This window comes from Sphingomonas sp. Leaf407, assembly GCF_001425385.1.
In the GTDB taxonomy this organism is placed as follows: Bacteria; Pseudomonadota; Alphaproteobacteria; order Sphingomonadales; family Sphingomonadaceae; genus Sphingomonas.
Genome location: NZ_LMQO01000001.1, coordinates 385,869 through 407,926 on the forward strand (window position 1 = coordinate 385,869; position 22,058 = coordinate 407,926).

22 protein-coding genes are annotated in these 22,058 nt (G+C 70.0%); 9 read left to right on the plus strand and 13 right to left on the minus strand.

Translation table 11 applies throughout. From position 1 onward, the window contains the following. Nucleotides 1-6: 6 nt before the first annotated feature. Entirely contained in the window at nucleotides 7-1,083 is a 1,077-nt protein-coding gene (locus ASG37_RS01800) for a GNAT family N-acetyltransferase (RefSeq protein WP_055755557.1), read from the plus strand. A gap of 236 nt (nucleotides 1,084-1,319) precedes the next feature. Next, entirely contained in the window at nucleotides 1,320-4,433 is a 3,114-nt protein-coding gene (locus ASG37_RS01805) for an ATP-binding protein (protein WP_055755558.1), read from the plus strand. A gap of 10 nt (nucleotides 4,434-4,443) precedes the next feature. On the opposite strand, the gene ASG37_RS01810 is transcribed toward ASG37_RS01805, so the two are convergent. Together ASG37_RS01810 and ASG37_RS01815 are read right to left on the minus strand one after the other, a co-directional pair. Then, on the minus strand, nucleotides 4,444-5,073 hold the full coding sequence (locus ASG37_RS01810; protein ID WP_235525099.1) for a response regulator: 630 nt from the start codon (nucleotides 5,071-5,073) through the stop codon (nucleotides 4,444-4,446). Nucleotides 5,074-5,147: 74 nt separating this feature from the next. Further along, entirely contained in the window at nucleotides 5,148-5,780 is a 633-nt protein-coding gene (locus ASG37_RS01815) for an isochorismatase family protein (protein WP_055755560.1), read from the minus strand. 68 nt (nucleotides 5,781-5,848) lie between these two features. On the opposite strand from ASG37_RS01815, the gene ASG37_RS01820 reads away from it, so the two are divergent. After that, nucleotides 5,849-6,529 carry an NUDIX hydrolase gene (locus ASG37_RS01820; protein ID WP_055757197.1) on the plus strand — a complete coding sequence of 227 codons (681 nt, stop codon included), beginning with the start codon at nucleotides 5,849-5,851 and terminating at the stop codon, nucleotides 6,527-6,529. A 3-nt stretch (nucleotides 6,530-6,532) separates the two neighbouring features. Further along, nucleotides 6,533-7,837, plus strand: a complete 1,305-nt coding sequence (pncB, locus tag ASG37_RS01825; RefSeq protein ID WP_055755561.1) for a nicotinate phosphoribosyltransferase — start codon at nucleotides 6,533-6,535, stop codon at nucleotides 7,835-7,837. Between the two features lie 6 nt (nucleotides 7,838-7,843). On the opposite strand, the gene ASG37_RS01830 is transcribed toward pncB, so the two are convergent. The 9 genes from ASG37_RS01830 to ASG37_RS01870 form a co-directional block, all read right to left on the minus strand. After that, a complete protein-coding gene (locus tag ASG37_RS01830) occupies nucleotides 7,844-11,050 on the minus strand; it encodes an efflux RND transporter permease subunit (protein ID WP_055755562.1) in 3,207 nt (1,068 codons plus the stop codon). Further along, nucleotides 11,047-12,210: an efflux RND transporter periplasmic adaptor subunit gene (locus ASG37_RS01835; RefSeq protein WP_055755563.1), complete on the minus strand. Its 1,164-nt coding sequence runs from the start codon at nucleotides 12,208-12,210 to the stop codon at nucleotides 11,047-11,049. The genes ASG37_RS01830 and ASG37_RS01835 overlap by 4 nt, the downstream gene beginning before the upstream one ends. After that, nucleotides 12,207-13,448, minus strand: coding sequence for a TolC family protein (locus ASG37_RS01840; protein WP_055755564.1), 1,242 nt, complete (start codon nucleotides 13,446-13,448; stop codon nucleotides 12,207-12,209). Before ASG37_RS01840 ends, ASG37_RS01835 begins: the two co-directional genes overlap by 4 nt. Before the next feature lie 60 nt (nucleotides 13,449-13,508). Further along, entirely contained in the window at nucleotides 13,509-13,844 is a 336-nt protein-coding gene (locus tag ASG37_RS01845; protein ID WP_055755565.1) for a hypothetical protein, read from the minus strand. Nucleotides 13,845-14,112: 268 nt separating this feature from the next. Further along, nucleotides 14,113-15,168: a copper resistance protein B gene (locus ASG37_RS01850; RefSeq protein WP_055755566.1), complete on the minus strand. Its 1,056-nt coding sequence runs from the start codon at nucleotides 15,166-15,168 to the stop codon at nucleotides 14,113-14,115. Beyond that, complete coding sequence (locus ASG37_RS01855) at nucleotides 15,165-17,024, minus strand: copper resistance system multicopper oxidase (protein ID WP_055757199.1); 1,860 nt, start codon at nucleotides 17,022-17,024, stop codon at nucleotides 15,165-15,167. The genes ASG37_RS01850 and ASG37_RS01855 overlap by 4 nt, the downstream gene beginning before the upstream one ends. A gap of 82 nt (nucleotides 17,025-17,106) precedes the next feature. Continuing rightward, entirely contained in the window at nucleotides 17,107-17,673 is a 567-nt protein-coding gene (locus ASG37_RS01860; protein ID WP_055755567.1) for an RNA polymerase sigma factor, read from the minus strand. Continuing rightward, complete coding sequence (locus tag ASG37_RS01865) at nucleotides 17,670-18,110, minus strand: periplasmic heavy metal sensor (protein WP_055755568.1); 441 nt, start codon at nucleotides 18,108-18,110, stop codon at nucleotides 17,670-17,672. Before ASG37_RS01865 ends, ASG37_RS01860 begins: the two co-directional genes overlap by 4 nt. After that, nucleotides 18,107-18,373 carry a hypothetical protein gene (locus ASG37_RS01870; RefSeq protein WP_055755569.1) on the minus strand — a complete coding sequence of 89 codons (267 nt, stop codon included), beginning with the start codon at nucleotides 18,371-18,373 and terminating at the stop codon, nucleotides 18,107-18,109. Before ASG37_RS01870 ends, ASG37_RS01865 begins: the two co-directional genes overlap by 4 nt. Before the next feature lie 167 nt (nucleotides 18,374-18,540). Between ASG37_RS01870 and copC the strand changes: the two genes are divergently transcribed. Both copC and copD read left to right on the plus strand, forming a co-directional pair. Further along, complete coding sequence (gene copC / locus ASG37_RS01875; RefSeq protein WP_055755570.1) at nucleotides 18,541-18,912, plus strand: copper homeostasis periplasmic binding protein CopC; 372 nt, start codon at nucleotides 18,541-18,543, stop codon at nucleotides 18,910-18,912. Beyond that, on the plus strand, nucleotides 18,912-19,775 hold the full coding sequence (copD, locus tag ASG37_RS01880; RefSeq protein ID WP_055755571.1) for a copper homeostasis membrane protein CopD: 864 nt from the start codon (nucleotides 18,912-18,914) through the stop codon (nucleotides 19,773-19,775). The genes copC and copD overlap by 1 nt, the downstream gene beginning before the upstream one ends. Nucleotides 19,776-19,792: 17 nt before the next feature. Here the strand turns inward: copD and ASG37_RS01885 are convergent, their stop codons facing one another. Then, the gene (locus tag ASG37_RS01885; protein WP_055755572.1) at nucleotides 19,793-20,131 is read right to left on the minus strand and encodes a hypothetical protein; all 339 of its coding nucleotides are present in this window, start codon (nucleotides 20,129-20,131) and stop codon (nucleotides 19,793-19,795) included. Nucleotides 20,132-20,180: 49 nt separating this feature from the next. Further along, nucleotides 20,181-20,543, minus strand: a complete 363-nt coding sequence (locus tag ASG37_RS01890; RefSeq protein WP_055755573.1) for a hypothetical protein — start codon at nucleotides 20,541-20,543, stop codon at nucleotides 20,181-20,183. A 113-nt stretch (nucleotides 20,544-20,656) separates the two neighbouring features. Between ASG37_RS01890 and ASG37_RS01895 the strand changes: the two genes are divergently transcribed. The 3 genes from ASG37_RS01895 to ASG37_RS01905 are packed head-to-tail and all read left to right on the plus strand — an operon-like array spanning nucleotide 20,657 to nucleotide 22,058. Further along, on the plus strand, nucleotides 20,657-21,211 hold the full coding sequence (locus tag ASG37_RS01895; RefSeq protein ID WP_082447933.1) for a TspO/MBR family protein: 555 nt from the start codon (nucleotides 20,657-20,659) through the stop codon (nucleotides 21,209-21,211). Beyond that, the gene (locus tag ASG37_RS01900; protein ID WP_055755574.1) at nucleotides 21,208-21,567 is read left to right on the plus strand and encodes a thiol-disulfide oxidoreductase DCC family protein; all 360 of its coding nucleotides are present in this window, start codon (nucleotides 21,208-21,210) and stop codon (nucleotides 21,565-21,567) included. The genes ASG37_RS01895 and ASG37_RS01900 overlap by 4 nt, the downstream gene beginning before the upstream one ends. Further along, nucleotides 21,564-22,058 carry a DUF427 domain-containing protein gene (locus ASG37_RS01905; protein WP_055755575.1) on the plus strand — a complete coding sequence of 165 codons (495 nt, stop codon included), beginning with the start codon at nucleotides 21,564-21,566 and terminating at the stop codon, nucleotides 22,056-22,058. Before ASG37_RS01900 ends, ASG37_RS01905 begins: the two co-directional genes overlap by 4 nt.

A 22,058-nucleotide genomic window follows, 5' to 3' on the forward strand; every position in this document is an offset into this window, starting at 1 on the left:
CCGGCGATGACCCGCTCCACCGTTTCCGTTCCCGACGCCCGGCCCGATGCCCGGATCGTCGATGGCCTGTCGCCCGCGATCGATCTGGTCGCGGCGGCGGCGCCACCGTCGCATCGTTTCCTGCGCCGCCAGTGGTTCGCCGCCGCGCTGACGGCCTATGGCGGTGTCGCGCGGACGGTGACGGTCGCGCGCGGCGACGCGCCGGTCGCGGCACTGCCGCTGGTGCCGCTCGGCCCCGGCATTCTGCGCCTGGGGCAGGTGCCGGGATGCTATTGGCCGTTCCGCAGCCTGCCGGTCGCGGCCGATGCGACTCCGGCCGAATTCGATACGCTGCTCGCCGCCACCGGGCGGGCAGTGCGCGGGTTCCGGCTCGGCCCAATCTATGACGGCGACCCCGCGCTCACCGGCTTGCTCGCCGCCGCCGGCCGTGCGGGCTGGCGGGCGATGCCGCGCTTCGTCGCCGACAGCTTCCTGCTCGACATCGCCGCCGTGCAGGCGGAGGGCGCATGGCCGCGCGGCTCGACGTTGAAGAAGAACCGTTTCCACGAAAAGCATCTCGCCAGCCATGGCGCGCTCGACTGGTCGTTCGTGAGCGGCAGCGACTGGAATGCAGCCGTGTTCGATGCGCTCGCCACGGTCGAGGAGCGGAGCTGGATCGCCGAGCGGACTGACGGCAGTGACGCCAAGTTCACCGGTGAAGGGCACGGCGCGTTCTGGCGGACCGCCGCCGCCGATCCAGTGATCGCCGGTATGTTGTGGGCGGCGGTGCTGCGCATCGACGGGGTGCCCGCCGCCTTCTCGTTCGATCTGAACGCCGGCCACCTGAAATACGCCATCGCCAACAGCTATAACCCCGCCTTCGCAAAACATTCGCCGGGGCGGCTGCTCTATTACCGCAATCTGGTCCAGGGGATGGCCGACGGCATCACCCTGGTCGACTGGGGGGCGGGGGACAGCGGCTACAAGCGGGTCATCGGCGCGCAGCAGGGGCCGGCGATCCGCGACTGGCTGTTCCTGCGGCCGGGGTTGCCCGCGCTGATCGGCCGGTTGCTGCGACGACGTTGGAGCGCCAGCGGGCAATAGCCATCTGCTCGGGACCTGCGTTTCGGATCAATCACTTGCCTTGGCTGCATCCTTTGGATGATTGAGCGCGACCACCGAATCGCGAACATGTCGCGCGGGGTCGAAGGGCGATCATGGACGTCGTCCGGCGCGGGCCGATCGATCCATGGCCGCCCGTACCGGACCACCGAACCTTCCCGCGCAAATGGTCCGTCATGTCGTTCCTTCCGCCTGCCTTCACCCGATTGCCGATCGCTATGGCAGCCTATGGCGCGGTGATCCTGTTGCTGGCGACGGCGACGCTGTCGTTCGCGTCGGCGATGGCGGGGGCGGTGCTGATCTGGCCGGTCAATGCGGTCGCGGTTTCGATGCTGACCCGACAGCCGGTCGCCCGGCTGCCGCAGTGGCTGGCCGTCACCGCCGTGGCCATGCTGCTGTCGCATGTCGTGCTCGGCATCGAGACGCGATTGGCGTTGGGGTTCAGCGCGATCAACCTGATCGAGATCACCGTCGTCGCCACACTGCTGCGGCGCTCGGGCGCCGATCCGATGCGGCTGCGCGGCTATGCGCTGACGATCCTTGCGGCGATGGCCGGCGCGGCCGTCAGCACGCCGCTGGCCGCCGGACTGTCGGCGGCGGTCGGCGGGCCGGTGTCGGTGCTGGCCATGGCCCGCTGGTTCGCCGCCAGCGTGATGGGCATGGTGATCGTGGTGCCGGCACTCGGCGCCAGCCGCCGCGACCTGCCCGGCGAAGGCACGATCGGGCCGGTCGCGCTCGTCCTGCTGCCGTCGATCGCGGCACTCGTCGCGACGCTGGTGTTCGGCATCGGCAATTATCCGCTGCTGTTCCTGCTGATGCCGTGCGGGGTGTTCGCCGCCTTCCACCACGGTTTCGGCGGCGCGGCGCTGACCACGCTGACGATCGCGATCGTCGCCACGATCTTCACCGTCCACGGCGACGGGCCGATCGCGGCGAGCTTTCCCGAAACCATCGATCGCTTCCTGTTCCTGCAACTGTTCCTGTCGGCGATCACGCTGACCGCCTTTCCGATGGCGACGCTGCTCCACCACCGCGATCGCGCGCTGGAACAGACCCGCGCCGCCGAGCGCGAGTTGCGCCTGCTGACCGATCATTCGACCGACCTGATCCTGCGCATCGGCATGGACGGCATCCGCCGCTATGCCTCGCCCGCATCGCAGCAACTGCTCGGCTATGCGCCCGAGGAGCTGGTCGGGCGCAGTTCGTTCGAACGGATGCACCCCGACGACAAGGAACGGATGCGCCGGGCCTGCCTGACGCTGACCGAAAACGGCGTCGGCGTGGTACGTCGCTATCGCCAGCGGCATCGCGACGGCCAGTATGTGTGGCTGGAAGGCGCGTTCCGCCTGACGCCGGGCGACGGGCCGGTGGGGGAAATCGTTGCGACGGTGCGCGACATCGGCTTGCGTCAGGCCGCCGAGCAGGCCGCGACCGCGGCGATCGCGCAACTGGAGGAGCGGCAGCGCCTGCTGGCGATGGCCGAGGCGGCGGCGCAGATCGGCCATTGGCGCATCGATCACGACGGACAGCGCTTGTTCTGGTCGCCCGAGGTGTTCCGCATCCACGGCCTGCCGGTCGGCGACGCCCCGCCGCTGGGCGATGCGGTCGACTGTTATCATCCCGACGACCGCGCGATGGTCCGCTCGCGGATCGCGCAGACGTTCGCGGGCGAGGGACCGTTCGCGTTCGAGGCGCGGCTGCACCGCAACGACGGCGCGCTGCGCTGGGTATCGACACGCGGACAGGCGGAACAGGGGCCGGACGGCACGACCGTCGGGCTGTTCGGCGTGTTCCAGGACATTACCGAACAGGTCACGGCGATGGCCGAACTGCGTGCCGCGCGCGAGGCGGCCGAACGCGCGCTGGCGGCGCGCGCCACCTTCGTCGCGACGATCAGCCACGAGATCCGCACCCCGCTGACCGCGATCCTCGCCGCCGCGCAATTGCTGCGCGACACGCCCGAGCGGGTCGAACGGATGCGGCATCTCGACTCGCTCGAACAGGCCGGACGGACGCTGTCGCATATCGTCGACGACGTGCTGACCTTTTCCAAGCTGGAGGCAGGGCAGGGCGAGGCGGAGGCGATCGCGTTCGAGCCCGACGCGCTGATCGCCGGTATCGCCGGCATGTTCGCGACCGACGCGGCGGCGCATGGCATCGCGCTGGAGGCCGATATTGCCCCTGGCCGGGTGATCGGCGATCCGGCGCGGTTGCAGCGGGTGCTGACCAACCTCGTCGGCAATGCGATCAAGTTCACCCGTGCCGGATCGGTCCGCATCACCGCGACCGCGAGCGGCGGCGATCTATGGTGTTTCGATGTCGCCGACACCGGCGTCGGCATCCGCGACGACCGGCTGGAGGCGATCTTCGAGCCGTTCGTGCAGGCCGACGCATCGACCACGCGCAGCTATGGCGGCACGGGCCTGGGCCTCAGCATCAGCCGGATGCTGGTCGAATCGATGGGCGGTGCGATCGGCGTCGACAGCCGCGCGGGCGAGGGATCGCGCTTCTGGTTCACCCTTCCGTTGCCGGCCACCGTCGCCGCGACCAGCGAGATCGCCCCGCCGCCGCCCGCCGCGCCGGTCCGCCCGCGCAGCATCCTCGTCGCCGAGGACAACGACACCAACCGCTATCTGATCGCCGAGATCGTCCGCCGGCTGGGCCACCATGTCGTCGCGGTCGAACATGGCGCGCGCGCGGTGGAATATGTCACCGACCGGGCGGGGCATCCGATCGATCTGGTGCTGATGGACGTGCAGATGCCGGTCATGGACGGGATCGCCGCGACCCGGGCGATCCGGGCGTGGAGCGGCGCCGGCGCGCGCGTGCCGATCTTTGCGCTGACCGCCGATCTGTCGGCCGAACGCCGTGCCGAAGTCGTGGCGGCGGGCATGAACGGTGTCCTTGCCAAGCCGGTCGACATCGCGGCGTTGCGTCATGCGATCGCGGGCGTGACCGTGGAGCAGGACGAGGAACACGATACCACACCGGACGTGGCGGCGATCGATCCCGGACGGGTCCGCGCGCTCGGCGAGACGCTGGGGCCGGCGGCGCGCGACACGCTGCTCGGCCTGCTGGTCGAGGATGCCCAGCGTATTCCGGGGCGTCTCCGCGCATTGGTCGGCGGCGGGCGGGGCGATCTCGCCCGGCGCGAGGCGCATGCCCTGCGCGGTGCGGCGGCGAGTGTCGGTGCGCAGGCGCTGGTGGCCGCGCTCCGCGTGGTGGAGGACGCGCGGGAGGATGCGCCGATCGATCCGGCATGGCTCGACACGATCGATCGCGCGGCGCAGGCGGTGGTCGCCGCCGCGCGCGCGGTGAGCGACCAGGCGTGATGCGTGAAGGTCAGTCCTCGGCGTCGAATGCCTGAAGCGCCAGCACCGCCTGCGTCCGGTTGCTGACGCCCAGCTTGCGGAAGATCGCCGACAGGTGCGACTTCACCGTCGGTTCGGCGAGTTGCAGGTCATAGGCGATCTGCTTGTTCTGATGCCCGTTGGCAATCGCGCGGAGCACGCGCAGTTGCGCGATCGACAAGGTGCCCATCCGCTGCGCGAGGTCTGCGCGCCGGTCGTCGCTCGCGCCGATGTCGATTCCTGCGGGAATCCAGCGTTCGCCGGCGAGCAGGTTGCGGATCGCCGCCACCATCTCGTCGATCGGCGAGGATTTGGGGATGAAGCCGCTGGCGCCCCGCGCCACCGCCTGACGGATCACGCTCGGATCGTCCCGACCGGACACGATCGCGATCCGCGCGGCCGGCCGCACCGCACGCAGTACCGCCAGACCGGCGAACCCCTGCACATCGGGCAGCATCAGGTCGAGCAGGATCAGGTCGTGCGGACGGATGCGGGCGAAATCCTCCGCCTCGGCCAGCGTCGTCGCGCTGTCGATCGTCACAGCCGGATCGACGACCCGCGCCGCCATCGCCAGCGCGGTCGCACACATCGGATGGTCGTCGGCGACGAGGATTTGCGACATCGAGGGCCTCCATTCCGTTTCGGCACCGTAGCGATACCGCGAACCGGTTTGACAGGCCATATCACAAAGGCGGGTCAGTTGAAGGGCGAAGTGATTGAAGATGCGACCGTCTTGTCGCGGGACAGCACGACCGGGGCACCGGCGAAGTCGGTTTCGATCACTTGGTCGATCGACCGTTCGATCCCGCGGGTAAGGTCGGCTGGCACCTCGACCACGAAGCCGCGCGCGACCAGCCCGTCGATCGCCCAGCGGACACAATAGTCGGCGGCGACTCCCACCACGATCGCGCGGTCGATACCCGCCGCGCGCAACCCGGCGAAGAAACCGTCGCGCGCCACCGCCATGGATGCCGGCTGCCGCAGGTTGTGGAGCGTCAGCCCCGGTTCGGCCCACATGTCGAACACGCCTTTTTCCAGCCCGAGACAGGGAATGTCCGCCGCCACGACATCGGCCCCGACCAGATTGCGCCAGCCCGGCGTGCCATGGACGCAGTGGATCGGAAACAGCGTCGCCTCGGCGCTGGTCGGATAGGTATCGGCGAAATGGGTGTCGAAGGTGAACACTACCGCCGCCGTATCCGCCGCCTGCCGCCGGCCGAGCCATGCGCGGATCGGCGCGGCCAGCCGGTCGGCATCGGGCACCGGCAAAGCCCCGTCCGCCAGCATGAAATCCGCCTGGGTATCCACCACCACGATCAGATCGCGCATCTTCCAGCTCCTGTCATCCGATACTGGACATATATGCTATAAGGATATATGTAAAGTGCATGGAAGGCATGGCATCCTCCGAAGCATATGATCCCGGGCGCTATGATCGCCCATCGGTGACGGTCGATATTGTCGTGCTGGGAATCATGGATGGCCGTCCGGTCGTGCTGATGACCCGGCGTCGGCAGTCGCCGTTCGCCGGTCGATGGACGCTGCCCGGCGGGTTCGTCGGCATCGACGAGGCGCTGGAGACGGCAGCCCGACGGGTGCTGGCGGAAAAGGGCGGGCTGGTCGGCCCGGTGCCCGAACAGGTCCATTGCTTCGGCGCGGTCGATCGCGATCCCCGGATGCGGATCGTCAGCATCGCGCATCGCGTGTTGCTGACCCCGGCGGAGCTTGCCGGGCTGACGCTGGACGCGGGGCAGCGGCTTGCGACGATCGATGCGACCGGCGCGGTCCGCATCGATGGCGATGCGATTGCGCTTGGCTTCGATCATGCCGCGATCGTCGCGTTGACGCTCGACCGGTTGCGTGGCGGGATCGACGACGCTGCCTTCGCGCTGTTGCCCGATCGCTTCACGCTGCGCGATCTTCAGGGCGTGCAGGAAGCGGTGCTGGGCCGCGCGCTCAACAAGCCCGCCTTTCGCCGCCGGATGCTCGACAGCGGGCGGATCACGCCCACCGGCGACCGCGAGGCGGGAACCGCCTTTCGCCCCGCCGCCTTCTATACCCGCACCATAAAGGATTGATCGATGGTGATGACGGATATTGCCACCCGTGTCTGGAACCATGGCTGGCGGCTGGACCCGGTGGTGCGCAGCCTGCTCGATACCGATTTCTACAAGCTGCTGATGGTGCAGATGATCCGCGAGGTCCGCCCCGACGTACAGGCGACCTTCGCGGTGCTGAACCGGACGAAGGCGGTACGGCTGGCCGAGGTGATCGACGAGAGCGAATTGCGCGCCCAGCTCGACCATGCGCGAACGCTGCGCTTCTCGAAGCAGGAGCTGATCTGGCTGGCGGGCAACAGCTTCTATGGGGTCGAACGGATGTTCGCGCCGGGGTTCATCGACTGGCTGGCCGACTTTCGCCTCCCCGAATACGAGCTGTCGGTGCGCGACGGGCAATATGAGCTGCGTTTCGCGGGGCCATGGGCTGAGACGTCGCTATGGGAAATCCCGGCGCTCACCATCCTCAACGAACTGCGTGCCCGCGCGGCGCTGGCCGATCACGGCCGCTTCGCGCTCGACGTCACCTATGCACGGGCGAAGGCGCGGTTGTGGGACAAGGTCGAGCGGTTGCGCGACCTGCCCGATCTGGTCCTGTCGGACTTCGGCACGCGGCGGCGGCACGGCTTTCTGTGGCAGCGCTGGTGCGTCGAGGCGTTGCAGGAGGGGCTGGGCGACCGCTTCATCGGCACGTCGAACGTGCTGCTGGCGATGCAGGCCGGGCTGGAGGCAGTCGGCACCAACGCGCATGAACTGCCGATGGTCGAGGCGGCACTGGCCGACGACGATGCCGGCATCGCCGCCGCACCCTATCGCGTGCTGGAGGAGTGGCGGCGGCATTATGGCGGCAACCTGTTGATCGCGCTGCCCGATGCGTTCGGCACCACCGCGTTCCTACGCGATGCGCCGGCGTGGCTGGCGCAGTGGACCGGCTTCCGCCCCGACAGCATGCCGCCGATCGAGGGCGGCGAGCAGATCATCGCATGGTGGCACGCCCAGGGCGTCGATCCGCGCAGCAAGTTGCTGATTTTTTCCGACGGAATGGATGTCGACAGCATCACCGCGACCTACCACCACTTCCATGGCCGGGTGCGGATGAGCTTCGGCTGGGGCACCAACCTGACCAACGACTTTCGCGGTTGCGATCCGCTGGGCGCCGGCGGGCTGGAGCCGATCTCGCTGGTGTGCAAGGTGGTCGAGGCGAACGGACGCCACGCGGTCAAGCTGTCCGACAACCCGGCCAAGGCGACCGGGCGGCCGGAGGACATCGCCCGCTACCTGCGCATCTTCGGCGAAGGCGGGCGCGTGGCGCAGCCGGTCGCGGTGTAGCCGTCGCTACGCCGCGACCGCCGTGCTGCCACGCCGGGCGATGAGCGCAACGATTGCGGGCAGCACCAGCAATGTGAGCGCAGTTGCGGTCATCAACCCGCCGATCACGACCGTGGCCAGCGGGCGCTGGACCTCCGCGCCGGTGCCGGTCGCCAGCGCCATCGGCACGAAGCCGAGGCTGGCGACCAGCGCGGTCATCAGCACCGGGCGGACCCGCTCCATCGCCCCGTCGACGATCGCGGTGGCGGCGTCCACGCCGGTCGCTTGCCGCCGGCCGATCGCGCTCATCATGACGAGGCCGTTCAGCACCGCGACCCCCGACAGCGCGATAAAGCCGACCGCCGCGGTGATCGAGAAGGGGATACCGCGCAACAGCAGCGCGAAGACCCCACCGGCCAGCGCCATCGGCACCGCGCTGAACACCACGGCGGCCCGCACCCAGCCACCGAGCGCCAGATACAGCAGCGCGAACACGCCCGCGAAGCACAGCGGCACGACGATCAGCAACCGGTTGCGCGCCGACCGCAGGTTTTCGAAGGTGCCGCCCCAGTCGATATACATGCCCGGCGGCAGCGCGAGCGCCGCCACCTTTGCCTGCGCCTCGCCGACGAACCCGCCGAGGTCGCGTCCGCGCACGTTGGCCTGCACCACGACCATGCGCTTGCCGTTCTCGCGGCTGATCTGGTTCAGACCTTCGGTGTAGCGGAAGCGGGCGACCTGCGCCAACGGCACCGAATCGGTATGGCCGGTCGCGTCGGGCGGCAGCATCACCGGCACCGATCCAAGCGCCGTCACATCGTCGCGCGCCACGTCGGGCAGACGGACGACGATGTCGAAGCTGCGATCGCCTTCGTAGACGACGCCCGCCTCGCGACCCGACAGCGCGGCGGCGACGGTGTTCGCCACCGCGTCGACTGGCAGGCCATAGCGTGCCGCCGCCTGCCGATCGACCACCACGTCGAAGGTCGGCGCGCCATCGGTCTGTTCGGCCTGCACGTCGGCGGCACCGGCGATGGTGCGCAGCGACGCGGCGATGCGCTGGGCGGTGGCCTGCATCGCCTCCAGATCGTCGCCGTACAGCTTGACCGCCACGTCGGATCGCACCCCGGCGATCAGTTCGTTGAAGCGCATCTGGATCGGTTGCTGGATTTCCGAGCGACTGCCGATCAGCGGCTTCATCTTCGCCTCGATCCGCGCGAGGATGTCGGCCTTGCTCGTCACCCCGGCGGGCCATTCGTCGCGGGGTTTGGGGATGACATAGGTGTCCGATGCGTTGGGCGGCATCGGATCGGTGCCGAGATCGGCGTTGCCGTTCTTGGAAAAGACCAGCGCGACCTCGGGCAGCGTCTTGATCGCATCCTCGATGCGGAGCTGCATCGCGGTCGACTGGTCGATCGAGGTGGAGGGAATGCGGAAGTTGGTGACGGTGATGTCGCGCTCGTCGAGCTGCGGCATGAACTCCTCGCCCAGCGCCCCGAACCCGACGATCGCCGCGACGAACACGCCGGCCCCGGCAGCGACGAAGGGCAGGGGCCGCGCCACCGCCCTGGCCAGCCACGGCGCATAGCGCGCCTTGAACCAGCGGATCGGCTTCACCTCGGTCTCGCTCACCCGCCCGGTCACGAGGATCGCGATCATCGCCGGCACGAAGGTGAGCGACAGCACCAGCGCCGAGGCGAGCGCCAGCATCAGCGTGACCGCCATCGGCGCGAACGTCTTGCCCTCCACTCCCTGAAACGTCAGCAGCGGCAGGAACACGAGGAAGATGATCGCCTGCCCGAACACGGTCGGGCGGATCATCTCGCGCGCGGCCTCGCCGGTTTCCTCCAGCCGTTCCTCCTTCGTCAACAGCCTGCCCAGATGCTCCTGCCGTTCGGCGAGGCGGCGCAGCGCGTTTTCCACCACGATCACCGCGCCATCGACGATCAGCCCAAAATCGAGCGCGCCGAGACTCATCAGATTGCCCGAGACGCCGAGCGCGTTCATGCCCGTGGCGGTCATCAGCATCGCGATCGGAATGACGGCGGCGGTGATGAGCGCGGCGCGGACGTTGCCGAGCAGCGCGAACAGCACGACGATGACGAGCAGCGCGCCCTCGACCAGATTCTTCTCGACCGTGGCGATGGTCGCGCGGACCAGCGACGCGCGGTTGTAGACCGGCGTGGCGACGATGTCGGCGGGCAAGGTGCGGTTCACCTCGACCAGCCGGTCGGCGAGCGCGTCGGCGACGATGCGGCTGTTCTCGCCGGTCAGCATCAGCACGGTCGAGATGACCGCCTCGGCCCCCATCAGGCTGCCGGAGCCGGTGCGGACCCCGCCACCGATCACCACCTGCGCGACGTCGGCGACCCGCACCGGCGTACCGCCACGGCTCGCGACGATCGCCGCTTCGATGTCGCCGATCGATTTCAGCCGGGCATCGGCGCGCACGAGAAAGCTTTCCCCGGCGCGACGGACATAGTTGGAGCCGGTCGAGACATTGGCCCGTTCCAGCGCATCGGCAAGGTCGGTGAGCGACAGGCCATAGGCGGTCAGCGCGCCGAGCTTGGGCTCGACGACATATTGCTTCACATAGCCGCCGTTGGAATCGACCCCCGCCACCCCGGGAACGCCGCGCATCTGCGGACGGATGATCCAGTCCTGTACGGTGCGCAGATAGGCGGCCTTGGCGAGCGGGGTCGTCAGCCGCTCACCCTCGGGGGTCACATAGCTGCCATCGCCCTGCCAGCCAGGCCTGCCCGGGGCCGCGCGCGCACCGCGCCCGTCGGGATGGGCGAAGGCGACCGAATACATGAAGATCTCGCCCAAACCCGTTGCCAGCGGGCTGAGCCGTGGCTGGACCCCGGCGGGCAGGCTGCCCTGCGCCTGCGCCAGCCGTTCGGTCACTTGGGCACGGGCGAAATAGATGTCGGTCGAATCGGCGAAGACCGCCGTGACCTGACTGAAACCGTTGCGCGTGACCGATCGGGTCATCTCCAGTCCGGGGATGCCGGCCAGCGCGGTTTCGACCGGAAAGGTGATCTGTTTCTCGACGTCGGTGGGGCCGAGCGCGGGGACGAAGGTGCTGATCTGCACCTGCCGGTTCGTCACGTCGGGCACGGCGTCGATCGGCAGGCGGGCGATCTGCCACGCGCCGATCGCGATGACGATCAGCGTCAGGAACGCGACCGCCCAGCGTCCGCGCACCGATGCGGTCAGGATGCGCGCGATCAATGATGGTCCCCTTCGCTCTTGCCGAGTTCGGCCTTCAGCAGAAAGGCATTGGCGGCGGCGATGCGCGTGCCCGCCGCCAGACCGCGCAATATCTGGACTCGCTCGCCGCTGCGGGTGCCGACGATCACGTCCTGCGCGCGAAAGCCGGTGGGGGTGGCGACGAACACGACGGTACGCTCGCCCAGCGTCTGCACCGCTTCGGCGGGAACGGTGACACCGCCGGCAACGGTGCCGCCACGGGTGAAAATGCGCGCCTGTACCAACTGGCCGGGCGACAGGGTGGAGGCCCCGGCCCCCGGATCGACCACGACGGTCGCGGCGCGGGTTTCGGGATCGACCACGCCGGTCGCCGATCGGACCGTGCCGGGCACGATCCGACCCGGATCGATGGTCAGTTCCACCCGGTCGCCGGGGTGGACGCGCGCGGCATCGGCCGGCGGCAGCGCGGCGGTGACGGTCAGGCGGGTGGCATCGGCGACGCGGAACAATTCGGTCGCGGCGGCGACATATTGGCCGAGTGTCGCGGGGGCGGCGGTAATCCGCCCGGCGATCGGGCTGACCAGCGCGACCGAACGACCGTCGCGCGCGACGCGCAACGCCCCGGCGGCCGCCCCCGCGCGCGCGGCATCGGCCCGCGCGACGGCGAGCGCGGCCTGCGCCGTTTCAAGGTCGGCGCGAGGCGACACCCCTTGCGACAACAGGCTGCGCTCGCGGGCCAGTTGCCGCTCGGCCAGCGTCACGCGCGCGGCGGCGCCGGCACGATCGGCGACGACCGAGGACGCGTCACGGCTTTCGATCAGCGCGATCGTCTCGCCACGCGCGACGGGATCGCCGACGCGCTTGAAGATGCGGGTGACGGTGCCATCGGCGCCGGCGGCCAGCACGGCCTGCGCATCGGGTGGCGAGGCGACGGTCGCGGCGGCGGAGAGGATCGCGTCGATCGACCCGGCGGCGGCGGCGACGACCGTGATCTGCGATGCGGCGATGCCGGCGGCGTCGATCGCGACGGTATCGGTCGGGGCCTCGTCATGCTCGGCCTCCGCCGGTGGCGCGGGGGCGGCGGTGGGCACCGGCGAGGTCAGGCGCGCGGCACCGAAGCCTGCGGCGGCGGCGAGGACGATGCCGATCGCGGCACCGGCGTAAAGGCGTTGCGAGGTCATTCGACGATTGCTCCGGTAAGGGCCTGGCCGTGCAGCCGGGCCAGTGCTGCGCGCGCGTCGATCCGCGCGGCGGCGGCGTCGAGCGCGGTGCCGCGCACGACGCCCAGGTCGTGACGGGCGATCAGGACTTCGCTCAAGGGTGCCTTGCCCGATTCATAGGCGATCCGGGTCAGCCGATAGGTTTCGGTGGCGGTCGCGACCGATCGCACGGCGGCGGCGGCGCGCTGGTCGGCGGCGGCGACCTGTGTGGCGGCGGCGACGGCCATGGTGCGCGCCGCCTGTCGCTGGGCGTTCAGTTCGATTTCGGCGGCAGTGCGTTCGGCTTCGGCGGCGGCGATGTTGCCACGGTTGCGATCGAACAGGGTGAGCGGCAGCGAGATGCCGGCGACCAGCGCCGTCGCCCGGTCCGCTTCGAGACGGCGGATGCCGATCTGCGCGCTGACGTCCGGCAATGCGCGTTTGCGTTCGGCGGCGATGCGCGCGGTGGCGGCATCGCGTTCGGCCAGCGCGACGCGCATTTCCGGTGATGCCGGCGGCCCGACCGGTACGACCGGCGGCAGCGTGTCGAGCAGCGAGGCGGACAGCCCGGTATAGGGCGTTTCGGTGCCCGCCAACACCGCCAGTTGGGCAAGCGCGGTCTGATAGGCGGCGCGGGTGACGGCAAGGTCGGCGGTAAGCGCTGCCACTTCGCTGTCGGCGCGCAGTTCGCGCAGCCGCGCTTCCTTGCCCGCCGCCACCATCGCGCGGGCGACCTTCAGGTCGGTCGTCGCCTCCGCCACTTCTTCCTCGGCAAGATCGATCCGCCGTCCGGCGATCTCCGCCATCGCATAGGCGCGGGCAAGATCATGGGCATAGGCGACACGCCCGGCATGGGCGCGGGCGCGGGCGGCATCGACCCCGGCGATCCCCGCCGCGATCCGCGCGGCGCGCTTGCCACCCAGTTCGACGACATGGTTGAGCTGGATCGTCGTTTCGGCACGGGCGAAGCCGCCATAGGGGTCGGAGCCGCCGATATTCTCGACATAGCCGCTGATCGTCGGGTTGGGACGGGCCCGCGCCTGTTCGGCAAGCCCCTGTGCGGCCTGGGTACGCGCGTCGAGCGCGGCGATGCGCGGCGCGGTGCCGCGCTCGGCGAGCAGCCGGGGGAAGGGCGGGGCGAGTTGCGCGGCGGCGGGCGGTGCCGCCGCAAGCACTGCGGCCAGCGCGAGCACGCGCCGCCAGCAAGGGGAAACGGACATGGAACATCCTGCACGACAGAGTGAGCGTCGGAGGCGTGTTCGAGGAACACGCGCGGACGTTCAGGCGCGCGGGGGACGAATCGGCGAAAGGGGGGTGAGGCCGGGCGGCAGCGTCGCGATCACACGCAGCCACGGCTGGCGCGGTTCGGCGACCAGCGGCAGGGCAAGGGTGGCGCGGGGCACCGCCATGCCGTGCCCGATCGCATGGGCGGCGACATGGACCATCGTCGCGGCGTCATCGGCGGGCGGCGTGCCGCGCTTCAGCGCCATGGTGGCGACCGGGCGGTCGTCGTGGAGGTCGGCCGCATGCCAGGTCGCGACCGACACGATCGCGCACAGCGCCAGCAACGCCGGCACGGCGGCAAACAGCCAGGAGCGGAGCAGCGCGAGCGTCACGATACGCAGCTTTATAGCGCGTGGGGCCGGGCGGCAAATCAATATCCCGCGCTCCGGCCGATCCCGGCGTCCGTGCCGCCCGGTGCGATGAACGGCGCGGTCGTCGGGGCAGCATGGCGTCGCAATGTCGTCCCCCTTGTCGTTCGCCCAGAGCATAGCGGACGACTAGCGGGGGAATTGCCAAACTGGCGGACCGGACACCGTCGCTATGCGCTATCGCCGTCCGGTGCGGCAGGATGTGCCGCACGATGCTGCCCCGCTATAAGGGTCAGAACCATGCGCGGACCCCGGCGACGACCGCCACCCCCCCGCTGTCGCCTCCGGCTTCGCGGGCGAAACGACGGGTGTCGCCGAAGCGGCGTTCCCATTGGACGCCGACATAGGGGGCGAATTCGCGCGCGATTTCGTAACGCAGGCGTAGACCCAGCTCGGCCCCGGTCAGCCCCGTGCCGGTGCCGGTCGCGCGGATGTCCTGCGCCGACAGGTTCAGTTCGACGCGCGGCTGGAGGATCAGCCGCTGGGTCAGCCGCTGGTCGTAATAGCCTTCGACTCGGGCCAGCAACTCGCCGCGCGTCGAGAGAAAGGCGGCGGCGTCGATCTCGAACCAGTAGGGCGCGAGTCCCTCGATCCCCACCACCCCGAAGGTGCGGGTCGGGGTCGGGCGGATGTCGTGCCGGATGCCGGCCTGCAGGTTGAAATACGGACCGATCGCCCGCGAATAGAGCGCCTGCACCTCGGCCGATTCAACCCGGTCGTCGCCCTCGCCTTCGGACTTGACGACCAGTCGGTGGAGATCGCCGCCCCACCAGCCTTCGCCCTCCCAGCGATAGCCGCCACCGGAGCGAACTTCGGCGAGGTCTACCAGCAATTGTGTGAACCGTTGTCCGCCGCCCTCGTCCACCATCATCCGGTCGCGTGCGCGCGCCATCGCGGCCGTCCCCCAGAGCGCATCGGCGGCGTGCGGCATCGGCACCGGCGGGGCGGGGGCATCGCCGGGCGGTAGATCGGTGCCGGTCGCGACCGGCGATGGTGCGGACATATCGTGGCCGGCGTGGGGATCGGCGGCTGGCATGTCGGACATATCGTGACCGGCATGCGGATCGGCCGCCTGCGTGGGCGGCATGACATGACCCGCATGGGGGTCGGTGCCCGCTGCGGCGGGTTCGGCCGGACTGGCCTGCGCGGCGGGTTTCGCACGCACCTTCGCCTTGGCCGGCGGGGCGGCGGGCATGGTCATGCCGGGCATGGTGTGGCCGCTGTGGTCCTGCGCGGCGGCGGGCAGGGCGAAGACGCTGGCCAGCAGCGCGGCGATCGTGCCGTTCATGCCGCCGCTCCCGCCGGACGGACGGTGACGACCCGCATCATCCCCGCCAGCATGTGATAGAGCATATGGCAATGGAACGCCCAGTCGCCGGGCGCATCGGCGGTTAGATCGAAGCTGACGATGCCACCGGGCTGCACCAGCACGGTATGTTTGCGCGGGGCATGATCGCCCTGACCGGTCACGAGGTCGAAGAAATGACCGTGCAGGTGGATCGGGTGGCCCATCATCGTGTCGTTGACCAGCTTTACCCGTACCCGCTCGCCCAGCGTAAAGGCGAAGGGTTCGTGGGTGTCGACCATGCGCTTGCCGTCGAACCCCCACATGAACCGCTCCATATTGCCGGTCAGGTGGATTTCCAGTTCGCGTCCCGGGGCGCGCACGTCGGGGTTCGGTTCCAGCGCGCGGAGCAGGCGATAGGTCAGCACGCGATGGCCGACATCGCCAAGCCCCTGTCCCGGATAGCCGGTCCGGTCGACCGGCATCGGCGACAGCGTCTGCACGCCCGGCGTCTTCGCGACCTGTGGCGCCACGTCGAAGTCGCGCATCTTCATCGCACCATGATCCATCCCGGCCATCGGGTCCGACGGGTCGGCGGCGGCATGCCCCATCGCCGCATGGTCCATTCCGGCCTTGCCCGTGGCAGCCGGCGCGGTCGCAGCAGCCGTCGCGATCGCCGCGCCCGGCGTCGCCAGCCGCCGCGATGCGTTTTGCTCGGCGCTCGGGTCGGGTGGGCCAGTGGGGGCTTCGTCCATCGCCATGCCGCCCATTCCCATGTCGGTCATGTCGGCCAGCGGGCGCGGGCGCAGCGGCGGCACCGGCGCGGTCATGCCGATACGCGGCGCCAGCGTCGCGCGCGCCATGCCCGACCGGTCGACGCTTTCGGCGACCAGCGTATAGGCGCGGGCCTCGGCGGGCGTGACGACCGCGTCATAGGTTTCGGCGACACCGATCTGGAATTCGTCGACCTCGACCGGCTCTACGTTCAGCCCGTCGGCCTGGACGATCGTCAGCGGCAACCCCGGAATACGCACGTTGAAGGTCGTCATCGCCGATGCGTTGACGATCCGCAGCCGCACCCGCTCCCCTGCCACGAACAGCCCGGTCCAGTTGTCGCGTGGGCCGCGCCCGTTCACCAGATAGGTGTAGGTCGCTCCGGTCGCGTCGGCGATGTCGGCCGGGTCCATCCGCATCGCGCCCCAGGCGCGGCGGTCCTTGGCGCGCTGGTCGGCGCCGCCCAACAGCCCGCCCAGCGTCTGCCGCTGGAAGTTGTAATAGCCCGGTTGCAGCTTCATCCGGCGAAAGATCGTGGCGGCATCCGACCGGCTATGGTCGGACAGCACGATCACATGCTCGCGGTCGTAGGCGACGGGATCGCGGTCGGCGGGGTCGATGACGATCGGGCCGTACAGCCCTTCCTGTTCCTGCCCGCCCGAATGGCTGTGATACCAATAGCTGCCGTTCTGGCGCACCGGAAAGTCATAGTCGAAATGACCGCCCGGCGCGATGCCGGGAAACGAGATGCCGGGCACGCCGTCGTGCTGGAACGGCACGAGCAACCCGTGCCAATGGATCGAGCTGTCGACATCGAGCGTGTTGACCACGCGGATGCGCGCACGCTGCCCTTCGCGCAGGCGGACGAGCGGGGCGGGCGACGTGCCGTTGATGCCGACCCCGCGCGTCGTCACCCCGTCGACCGTGCGGGTCAGCCGCGCGATGCGCAGTTCGATCGATTCGCCCGATACGGTCGGGAGCAGGCCGGCCCCTTGCGCCCATGCCGGGGTCCAGCGTTCCAGCGCCAGCGCGCCGCCCGCCATCGTGGCGCCGCGCAGCAGCGTGCGCCGGTCGATCGTCGTCATGCCCATATCCTTTTGCCAACGCGATCCGCGCCGTCCGTCCCTGTGATACGCAGCCGCCGGACGCATCCCTCATCCCGGCCCGTCATTCGGGCAGCATCTCGCCCAATCGCAGCCGCGCGCGACGCAGCCGGGTTTCGACCGCCTTGGCACTGACGCCGAGGATCGCCGCCGCCTCGCCATGGCTCGCCCCCTCGATCGCACACAGCACCAGCGGTTCGCGCAGCGTGGCGGGCAGATCGGCGATCGCCGCGCGCAGCCGGGTCAACCGGTCGCGGTCCGCAATGGCGATGTCCTGCCCCGGCGCGCCGTCGCCGAGCGTGTCGGCGACCTCCTCGATCGGGCGCGCGCGCCACAGCCAGCGGCGCACCGTCCGCCGCCGGCTCCAGTCACGGCACTTGTTGAGCGCGATCGTCGCCAGCCACCCGGCCATCGGCCGGGCCGGATCGTAGCGGCCGAGCGCGCGATGCGCCGACAGGAACGTCTCCTGCACCAGATCGAGCGCCTCGTCCGCGTCGGCGACGTTGTTCAGGATCAGTCGATAGACCCGCGCGCGGTGCCGGGCGAACAGCGCGGCGAACGCCATCTCGTGCCCGCTGCGCGCCAGTACCGCCAGATCGGCGTCCGACACCGCCGCCAGCGCATCGCTCACCGCTGGCCGGCGGTCAGCGCCCGCGCCACGGCGCGGTCGAACACCGGGGCCTGATCGGGGCGCAGCAGCGCGCGCATCGCGAAGACATGCGCCAGCGTTTCCTTTTGCAGCGTGCCCATCGTGTGGTGGCAGGCATCGACCGCCGCCGTCACGCGCGGTCCCGCCGCATGTTCGGCGGCCATCGCCGTGGCGAGGCGTGCGTTGTCGGCGCGCATTCGTGCCTCCAGCGCCGCGCGCCGTATGGCGAAGCGTGCCTCCAGCGTGTCGATCGCGCCACGCTGCGCCGGGGTCAGCGTCAGTCCGTCGTGCAGCAGCGCGTGCAGTTCGCCACCGTCGTGATGCGGCGGCGTGGTCAGCATCCGCCCGGCAACCACCCCGGCGAGCGCCGCGACGAAGGCGACCAGCGCGACCAGCAGCGTCCAGCGCGTGCGGCTCATCGCCCGGCCAGCAAGGTGGAGGGGGCCAGCGCCATGTCGATGCCCAGCGGTGCCGCCGCTGCCGGGCTGCCCGTCGGCCCCGCCGCGCCCAGTCCAAGAAGGACCGCGCCGACCGCCGCGCCGCACGCCATCGATAATCCCGTCCCCCGCGCCGCGCGATCGGCCGCGACCCGCGACAACAGCACCCCCTCCAGCCGCGCCAGCGCGGGCGGTTCGTCGGTGTCGCCCAGCAGGGCCAGCGATCGGTCGAGGTCGGTCGGCATCGGGCATCTCTACATCGGTAACGGGCCTATCCAATACGCACGCCCCGCCGCTTTCCCTCAAGCCCGAAAATCATTTCGTCCGGGCGAGGGACGGTGTCGCCCGCTGCGTATCGCTTGGCATGGGGCCGGACAGTCCGGTCCTGCTTCCTGTCTGACGAAGGATCGCAATGCGCCATCTGATCGCTCTTGTCGTGCCCGCCCTGCTCGCTGCCGCACCGGCGTTGGCCCATCCGAAGCTGCTTGCCGCCACCCCTGCCGCCGAGGCGACGGTGCCCGCGACCAAGGTGGTGCAGCTTGGATTTTCCGAACCGCTCGTCGCCGCCTTTTCCGGCATCACGATCGAGATGACCGACATGCCCGGCATGAAGATGAAATCGCCGATGCGGATGCCGCTGCAGACCAGCGTCGCCGCCGATGGCAAGACGCTGGTGGCGACGCTGGCCCGGCCGCTGCCGCGCGGCAGCTACCGGCTCGACTGGCATGTCGTGTCGGGCGATACCCACCGTGTCAACGGCAGCTACGCCTTCAAGGTCAAGTGATGGACCTGCCCGGCATCGCGCTGCGCTTCGCACTGTTCGTCGACCTGCTGCTGCTGGTCGGGATCGCGGGCTATGCCGGGTGGCGCCATCCTGTCGCGCGGCTGCCGTGGATCGTCGCGATGCTGGCGATCGTCGGCATGCTGCTGTCGGCCGCCGGACTGGTCGTGCTGGCGGCGGGCATGGCGGGCACCGCAATCGGCGACGTCGACCGCACGACGCTGGAGATGGTGGTGACGGCGACGGCGGTCGGCCGGTCATGGGTCGTGCGGATCGTCGCGCTGTGCGTGGCGGTGGCGCTCGCCGCCCGTCCGCGCCTTGCTGCGCTCGCCGGCGCGGTGGCGCTCGCGACGCTGGCGTGGGGCGGGCATGGCGCGATGGATGAGGGGGTGATCGGCCGGGTGCATCTCGTCGCCGATATTGTCCACCTGTTCGCCGCCGCATTGTGGATCGGCGTGCTGGCGCTGCTCTGCGCGCTGCTCGTCCGCCTGCCCGACCCGTCGCGCATCGCCCGCACCCACCGGCTGGCGTCGGGGTTCGCGGGGCTGGGCACGGTGCTGGTCGTGGCGATCGTCGCGAGCGGGATCGTCAACGCCTGGCTGCTCGTCGGCGGCTTTGGCGGACTGACCGGTACGCTTTATGGCCGGTTGCTGCTCGTCAAGCTGATGCTGTTCGCCGCGATGTTGTGCCTCGCCGCCCTTAACCGGTTCCGGCTGACCCCGGCGCTCGCCCTGCCGACCGGTGATCCGGCATCGGCGTGGCGCGGGTTGCGGGCGAGCGTCGCGGTGGAAACCGGCTGCGGTATCGCCATCCTCGCGCTGGTCGCGTGGCTCGGCACGCTCGCGCCGCCGGTTGCCGGGCTGTAGCCCGCGCGCCCTGGCTGCTATTTCCGCTTCTTCGCCGTGGTCGCGGTGAAGTCGGGATCCTTGTTGGCGACCCAGTCGACGAACTTGCGCACGTCGGGATGCGCCAGCAGCATGGCGACATCGGTGCCGTGACGCTGCAATTCCGAATTGGTGAAATTGGCCATCAGCGTCTGCTGACAGATCGGGTGCATCGGCACGACATCGCGCCCGCCCCGGCTCTTGGGCACGGGATGGTGCCAGACGATGGTCTTGCCGGTCGGCCGGCCGCACAGCCAGCATGCGACCGGGGGCGGCGCCTCGTCCTCGTTCTCCGCTTCCGCCGGATAGGGACCATGTTTGGGGTGTTTGCGGGCCATGCCTTGAAATTATCCACCTGAAGTCGTGCCGTACCGCGGTCGGTCCGCGTCAGCCCTGATAGCGCAACGTGTTCGCGAACCCATCGTTCGCCTTGGTCATCTTCGCGATCTTGCGCAGGGTCGCGCGCACGTTCCGGTCGAACCGGCGATCGTCGTAGATGCCAGTGGTGCGATATTCCTCCTGCGCAAGCAGCGCCTTCACCTGCGCGGCGAACGCCGTCCGGTCATCGGCATGGTCGCCGGTCCGCAGCGCCCGACAGGCCCATTCCTCGCCCGCCGCCTTGTCATAGTCGTCCTGTGCCGTATAGCCGCGCCGATCCGCCGCCGCCTGATCGAGCCGGGCAGCATCGATCCGCCGGTCGAGCCAGGTGCGGACGAGATCGGCATCCCATGGTTTCGACGTGTCGTTCATCCGCTTTCCTACTCTGACAGCCGGCCTCTTACCCGAAAGGCGCTGGTGGGACAGCCTGTCGACGCGCCCGAATGTCGTTTCGATCGTTGTGCGACGCAAAGGAGATCGCCGCCATGTTCCGACATCCCGACGCGACCATTATTCAAGGCGCTGCCGCTCTGTCGAAGGGCGGGCTGTCGCCGCTGCTGGCGCTGGGGGCGGTCGGCCTCGTGCTGGGGGCGAGTGCGGCCATCGGGCGGCGCAATGCCCCCGATCCGTCGCACCCCCGCATCCGCCGCTGGTATCGCCGGCTCGACAAGCCTGGTTTCACCCCGCCCGACGCGGTGTTCGGGGCAGTGTGGCCGGTGCTGGAAACCGGCCTTGCCGTCGGCGGCTACCGGTTGCTGCGTGAGCCGTCGGGCACGGCGCGCAACACCGCCGTCGCCCTTTGGCTGCTGAACACCGCGATGGTCGGCGGCTGGACGCAGTTGTTCTTTCGCGAGAAGCGGCTGGGGGCAAGTGCGGCGACGTCGGGGGCGATGATCGCCTCCGGTGCCGCCTATGTCGCCGCCGCAGCGCGGGTCGACCGGCCGGCGGCGGCGACCGGCGTGCCGTTCGTCGCGTGGCTGGGCTTCGCGACGCTATTGGCGACGCGGATTTGGGGCGACAATCGGGGGGAGGGGCGATGAGCCGCGTCACCGTGTGGCACGACGGCAATTGCCCGCTGTGCCGGCGCGAGATCGCGCTGATGCGGCGGCTCGACCGGCGCGGCCGGATCGAGTTCGTCGATGCGACCGGCCCGGCGGACTGTCCGGTCGACCGCGCCGCGCTGCTCGCCCGGTTTCATGCGCGCGAGGACGGGCGGATGCTGTCGGGCGCGGCGGCGTTCGCGGCGATGTGGCGCGCGATCCCGCTGCTGCGACCGCTGGGGTTGCTGGCGCGCTATCGGCCGGTTCTGGCCGCGCTGGAATATGGCTATCGCCGGTTCCTGATTGTCCGCCCGCGCCTGCAACGCTGGCTTGGGGCGCGGGAGGCACGCGCATGAGGCCGCGTCCTGATGCGCCCGCGCCGGGACAGGAAAGCGCGTGGGACTATCCCCGTCCCGCGATCGCGCAAGCCAGCGACCGGCATGTCCGCATCGTCCATGCCGGTATCGTCGTCGCCGATACCGTCGCGGCGGTCCGTACGCTGGAGACGAGCCATCCGCCGAGCTGGTATATCCCGCCCGACGCAATTGCGGCTGGCGTGCTGCGCCCCTCGACGCGGCGGTCGTTCTGCGAATGGAAGGGGGAGGCGCGCTACTGGCATGTCGAGGTCGGCGGGCAGCGGTTCAACGACGTCGGCTGGAGCTATCCGAACCCGACGCCGGCCTTTGCCATGCTGCGCGATCATGTCGCCTTCTATGCTGCGCCGTTCGACGCCTGTACGATCGATGGCGAGCGAGTCCGGCCGCAGCCCGGTGGCTTTTATGGCGGCTGGATCACCGATGACCTCGCTGGACCGTTCAAGGGCATTCCCGGCAGCATGGGATGGTGA

Excerpts from the sequence above, each read along its gene's own strand:
- ASG37_RS01800 (WP_055755557.1), top strand. The coding sequence starts at position 7 with ATGACCCGCTCCACCGTTTCCGTTCCCGACGCCCGGCCCGATGCCCGG.
- ASG37_RS01805 (WP_055755558.1), top strand. The coding sequence starts at position 1,320 with ATGGCAGCCTATGGCGCGGTGATCCTGTTGCTGGCGACGGCGACGCTG.
- ASG37_RS01810 (WP_235525099.1), bottom strand. The coding sequence starts at position 5,073 with ATGTCGCAAATCCTCGTCGCCGACGACCATCCGATGTGTGCGACCGCG.
- ASG37_RS01815 (WP_055755560.1), bottom strand. The coding sequence starts at position 5,780 with ATGCGCGATCTGATCGTGGTGGTGGATACCCAGGCGGATTTCATGCTG.
- ASG37_RS01820 (WP_055757197.1), top strand. The coding sequence starts at position 5,849 with ATGGCATCCTCCGAAGCATATGATCCCGGGCGCTATGATCGCCCATCG.
- pncB (WP_055755561.1), top strand. The coding sequence starts at position 6,533 with ATGGTGATGACGGATATTGCCACCCGTGTCTGGAACCATGGCTGGCGG.
- ASG37_RS01835 (WP_055755563.1), bottom strand. The coding sequence starts at position 12,210 with ATGACCTCGCAACGCCTTTACGCCGGTGCCGCGATCGGCATCGTCCTC.
- ASG37_RS01840 (WP_055755564.1), bottom strand. The coding sequence starts at position 13,448 with ATGTCCGTTTCCCCTTGCTGGCGGCGCGTGCTCGCGCTGGCCGCAGTG.
- ASG37_RS01850 (WP_055755566.1), bottom strand. The coding sequence starts at position 15,168 with ATGAACGGCACGATCGCCGCGCTGCTGGCCAGCGTCTTCGCCCTGCCC.
- ASG37_RS01855 (WP_055757199.1), bottom strand. The coding sequence starts at position 17,024 with ATGACGACGATCGACCGGCGCACGCTGCTGCGCGGCGCCACGATGGCG.
- ASG37_RS01865 (WP_055755568.1), bottom strand. The coding sequence starts at position 18,110 with ATGAGCCGCACGCGCTGGACGCTGCTGGTCGCGCTGGTCGCCTTCGTC.
- ASG37_RS01870 (WP_055755569.1), bottom strand. The coding sequence starts at position 18,373 with ATGCCGACCGACCTCGACCGATCGCTGGCCCTGCTGGGCGACACCGAC.
- copC (WP_055755570.1), top strand. The coding sequence starts at position 18,541 with ATGCGCCATCTGATCGCTCTTGTCGTGCCCGCCCTGCTCGCTGCCGCA.
- copD (WP_055755571.1), top strand. The coding sequence starts at position 18,912 with ATGGACCTGCCCGGCATCGCGCTGCGCTTCGCACTGTTCGTCGACCTG.
- ASG37_RS01885 (WP_055755572.1), bottom strand. The coding sequence starts at position 20,131 with ATGGCCCGCAAACACCCCAAACATGGTCCCTATCCGGCGGAAGCGGAG.
- ASG37_RS01890 (WP_055755573.1), bottom strand. The coding sequence starts at position 20,543 with ATGAACGACACGTCGAAACCATGGGATGCCGATCTCGTCCGCACCTGG.
- ASG37_RS01895 (WP_082447933.1), top strand. The coding sequence starts at position 20,657 with ATGTTCCGACATCCCGACGCGACCATTATTCAAGGCGCTGCCGCTCTG.
- ASG37_RS01900 (WP_055755574.1), top strand. The coding sequence starts at position 21,208 with ATGAGCCGCGTCACCGTGTGGCACGACGGCAATTGCCCGCTGTGCCGG.
- ASG37_RS01905 (WP_055755575.1), top strand. The coding sequence starts at position 21,564 with ATGAGGCCGCGTCCTGATGCGCCCGCGCCGGGACAGGAAAGCGCGTGG.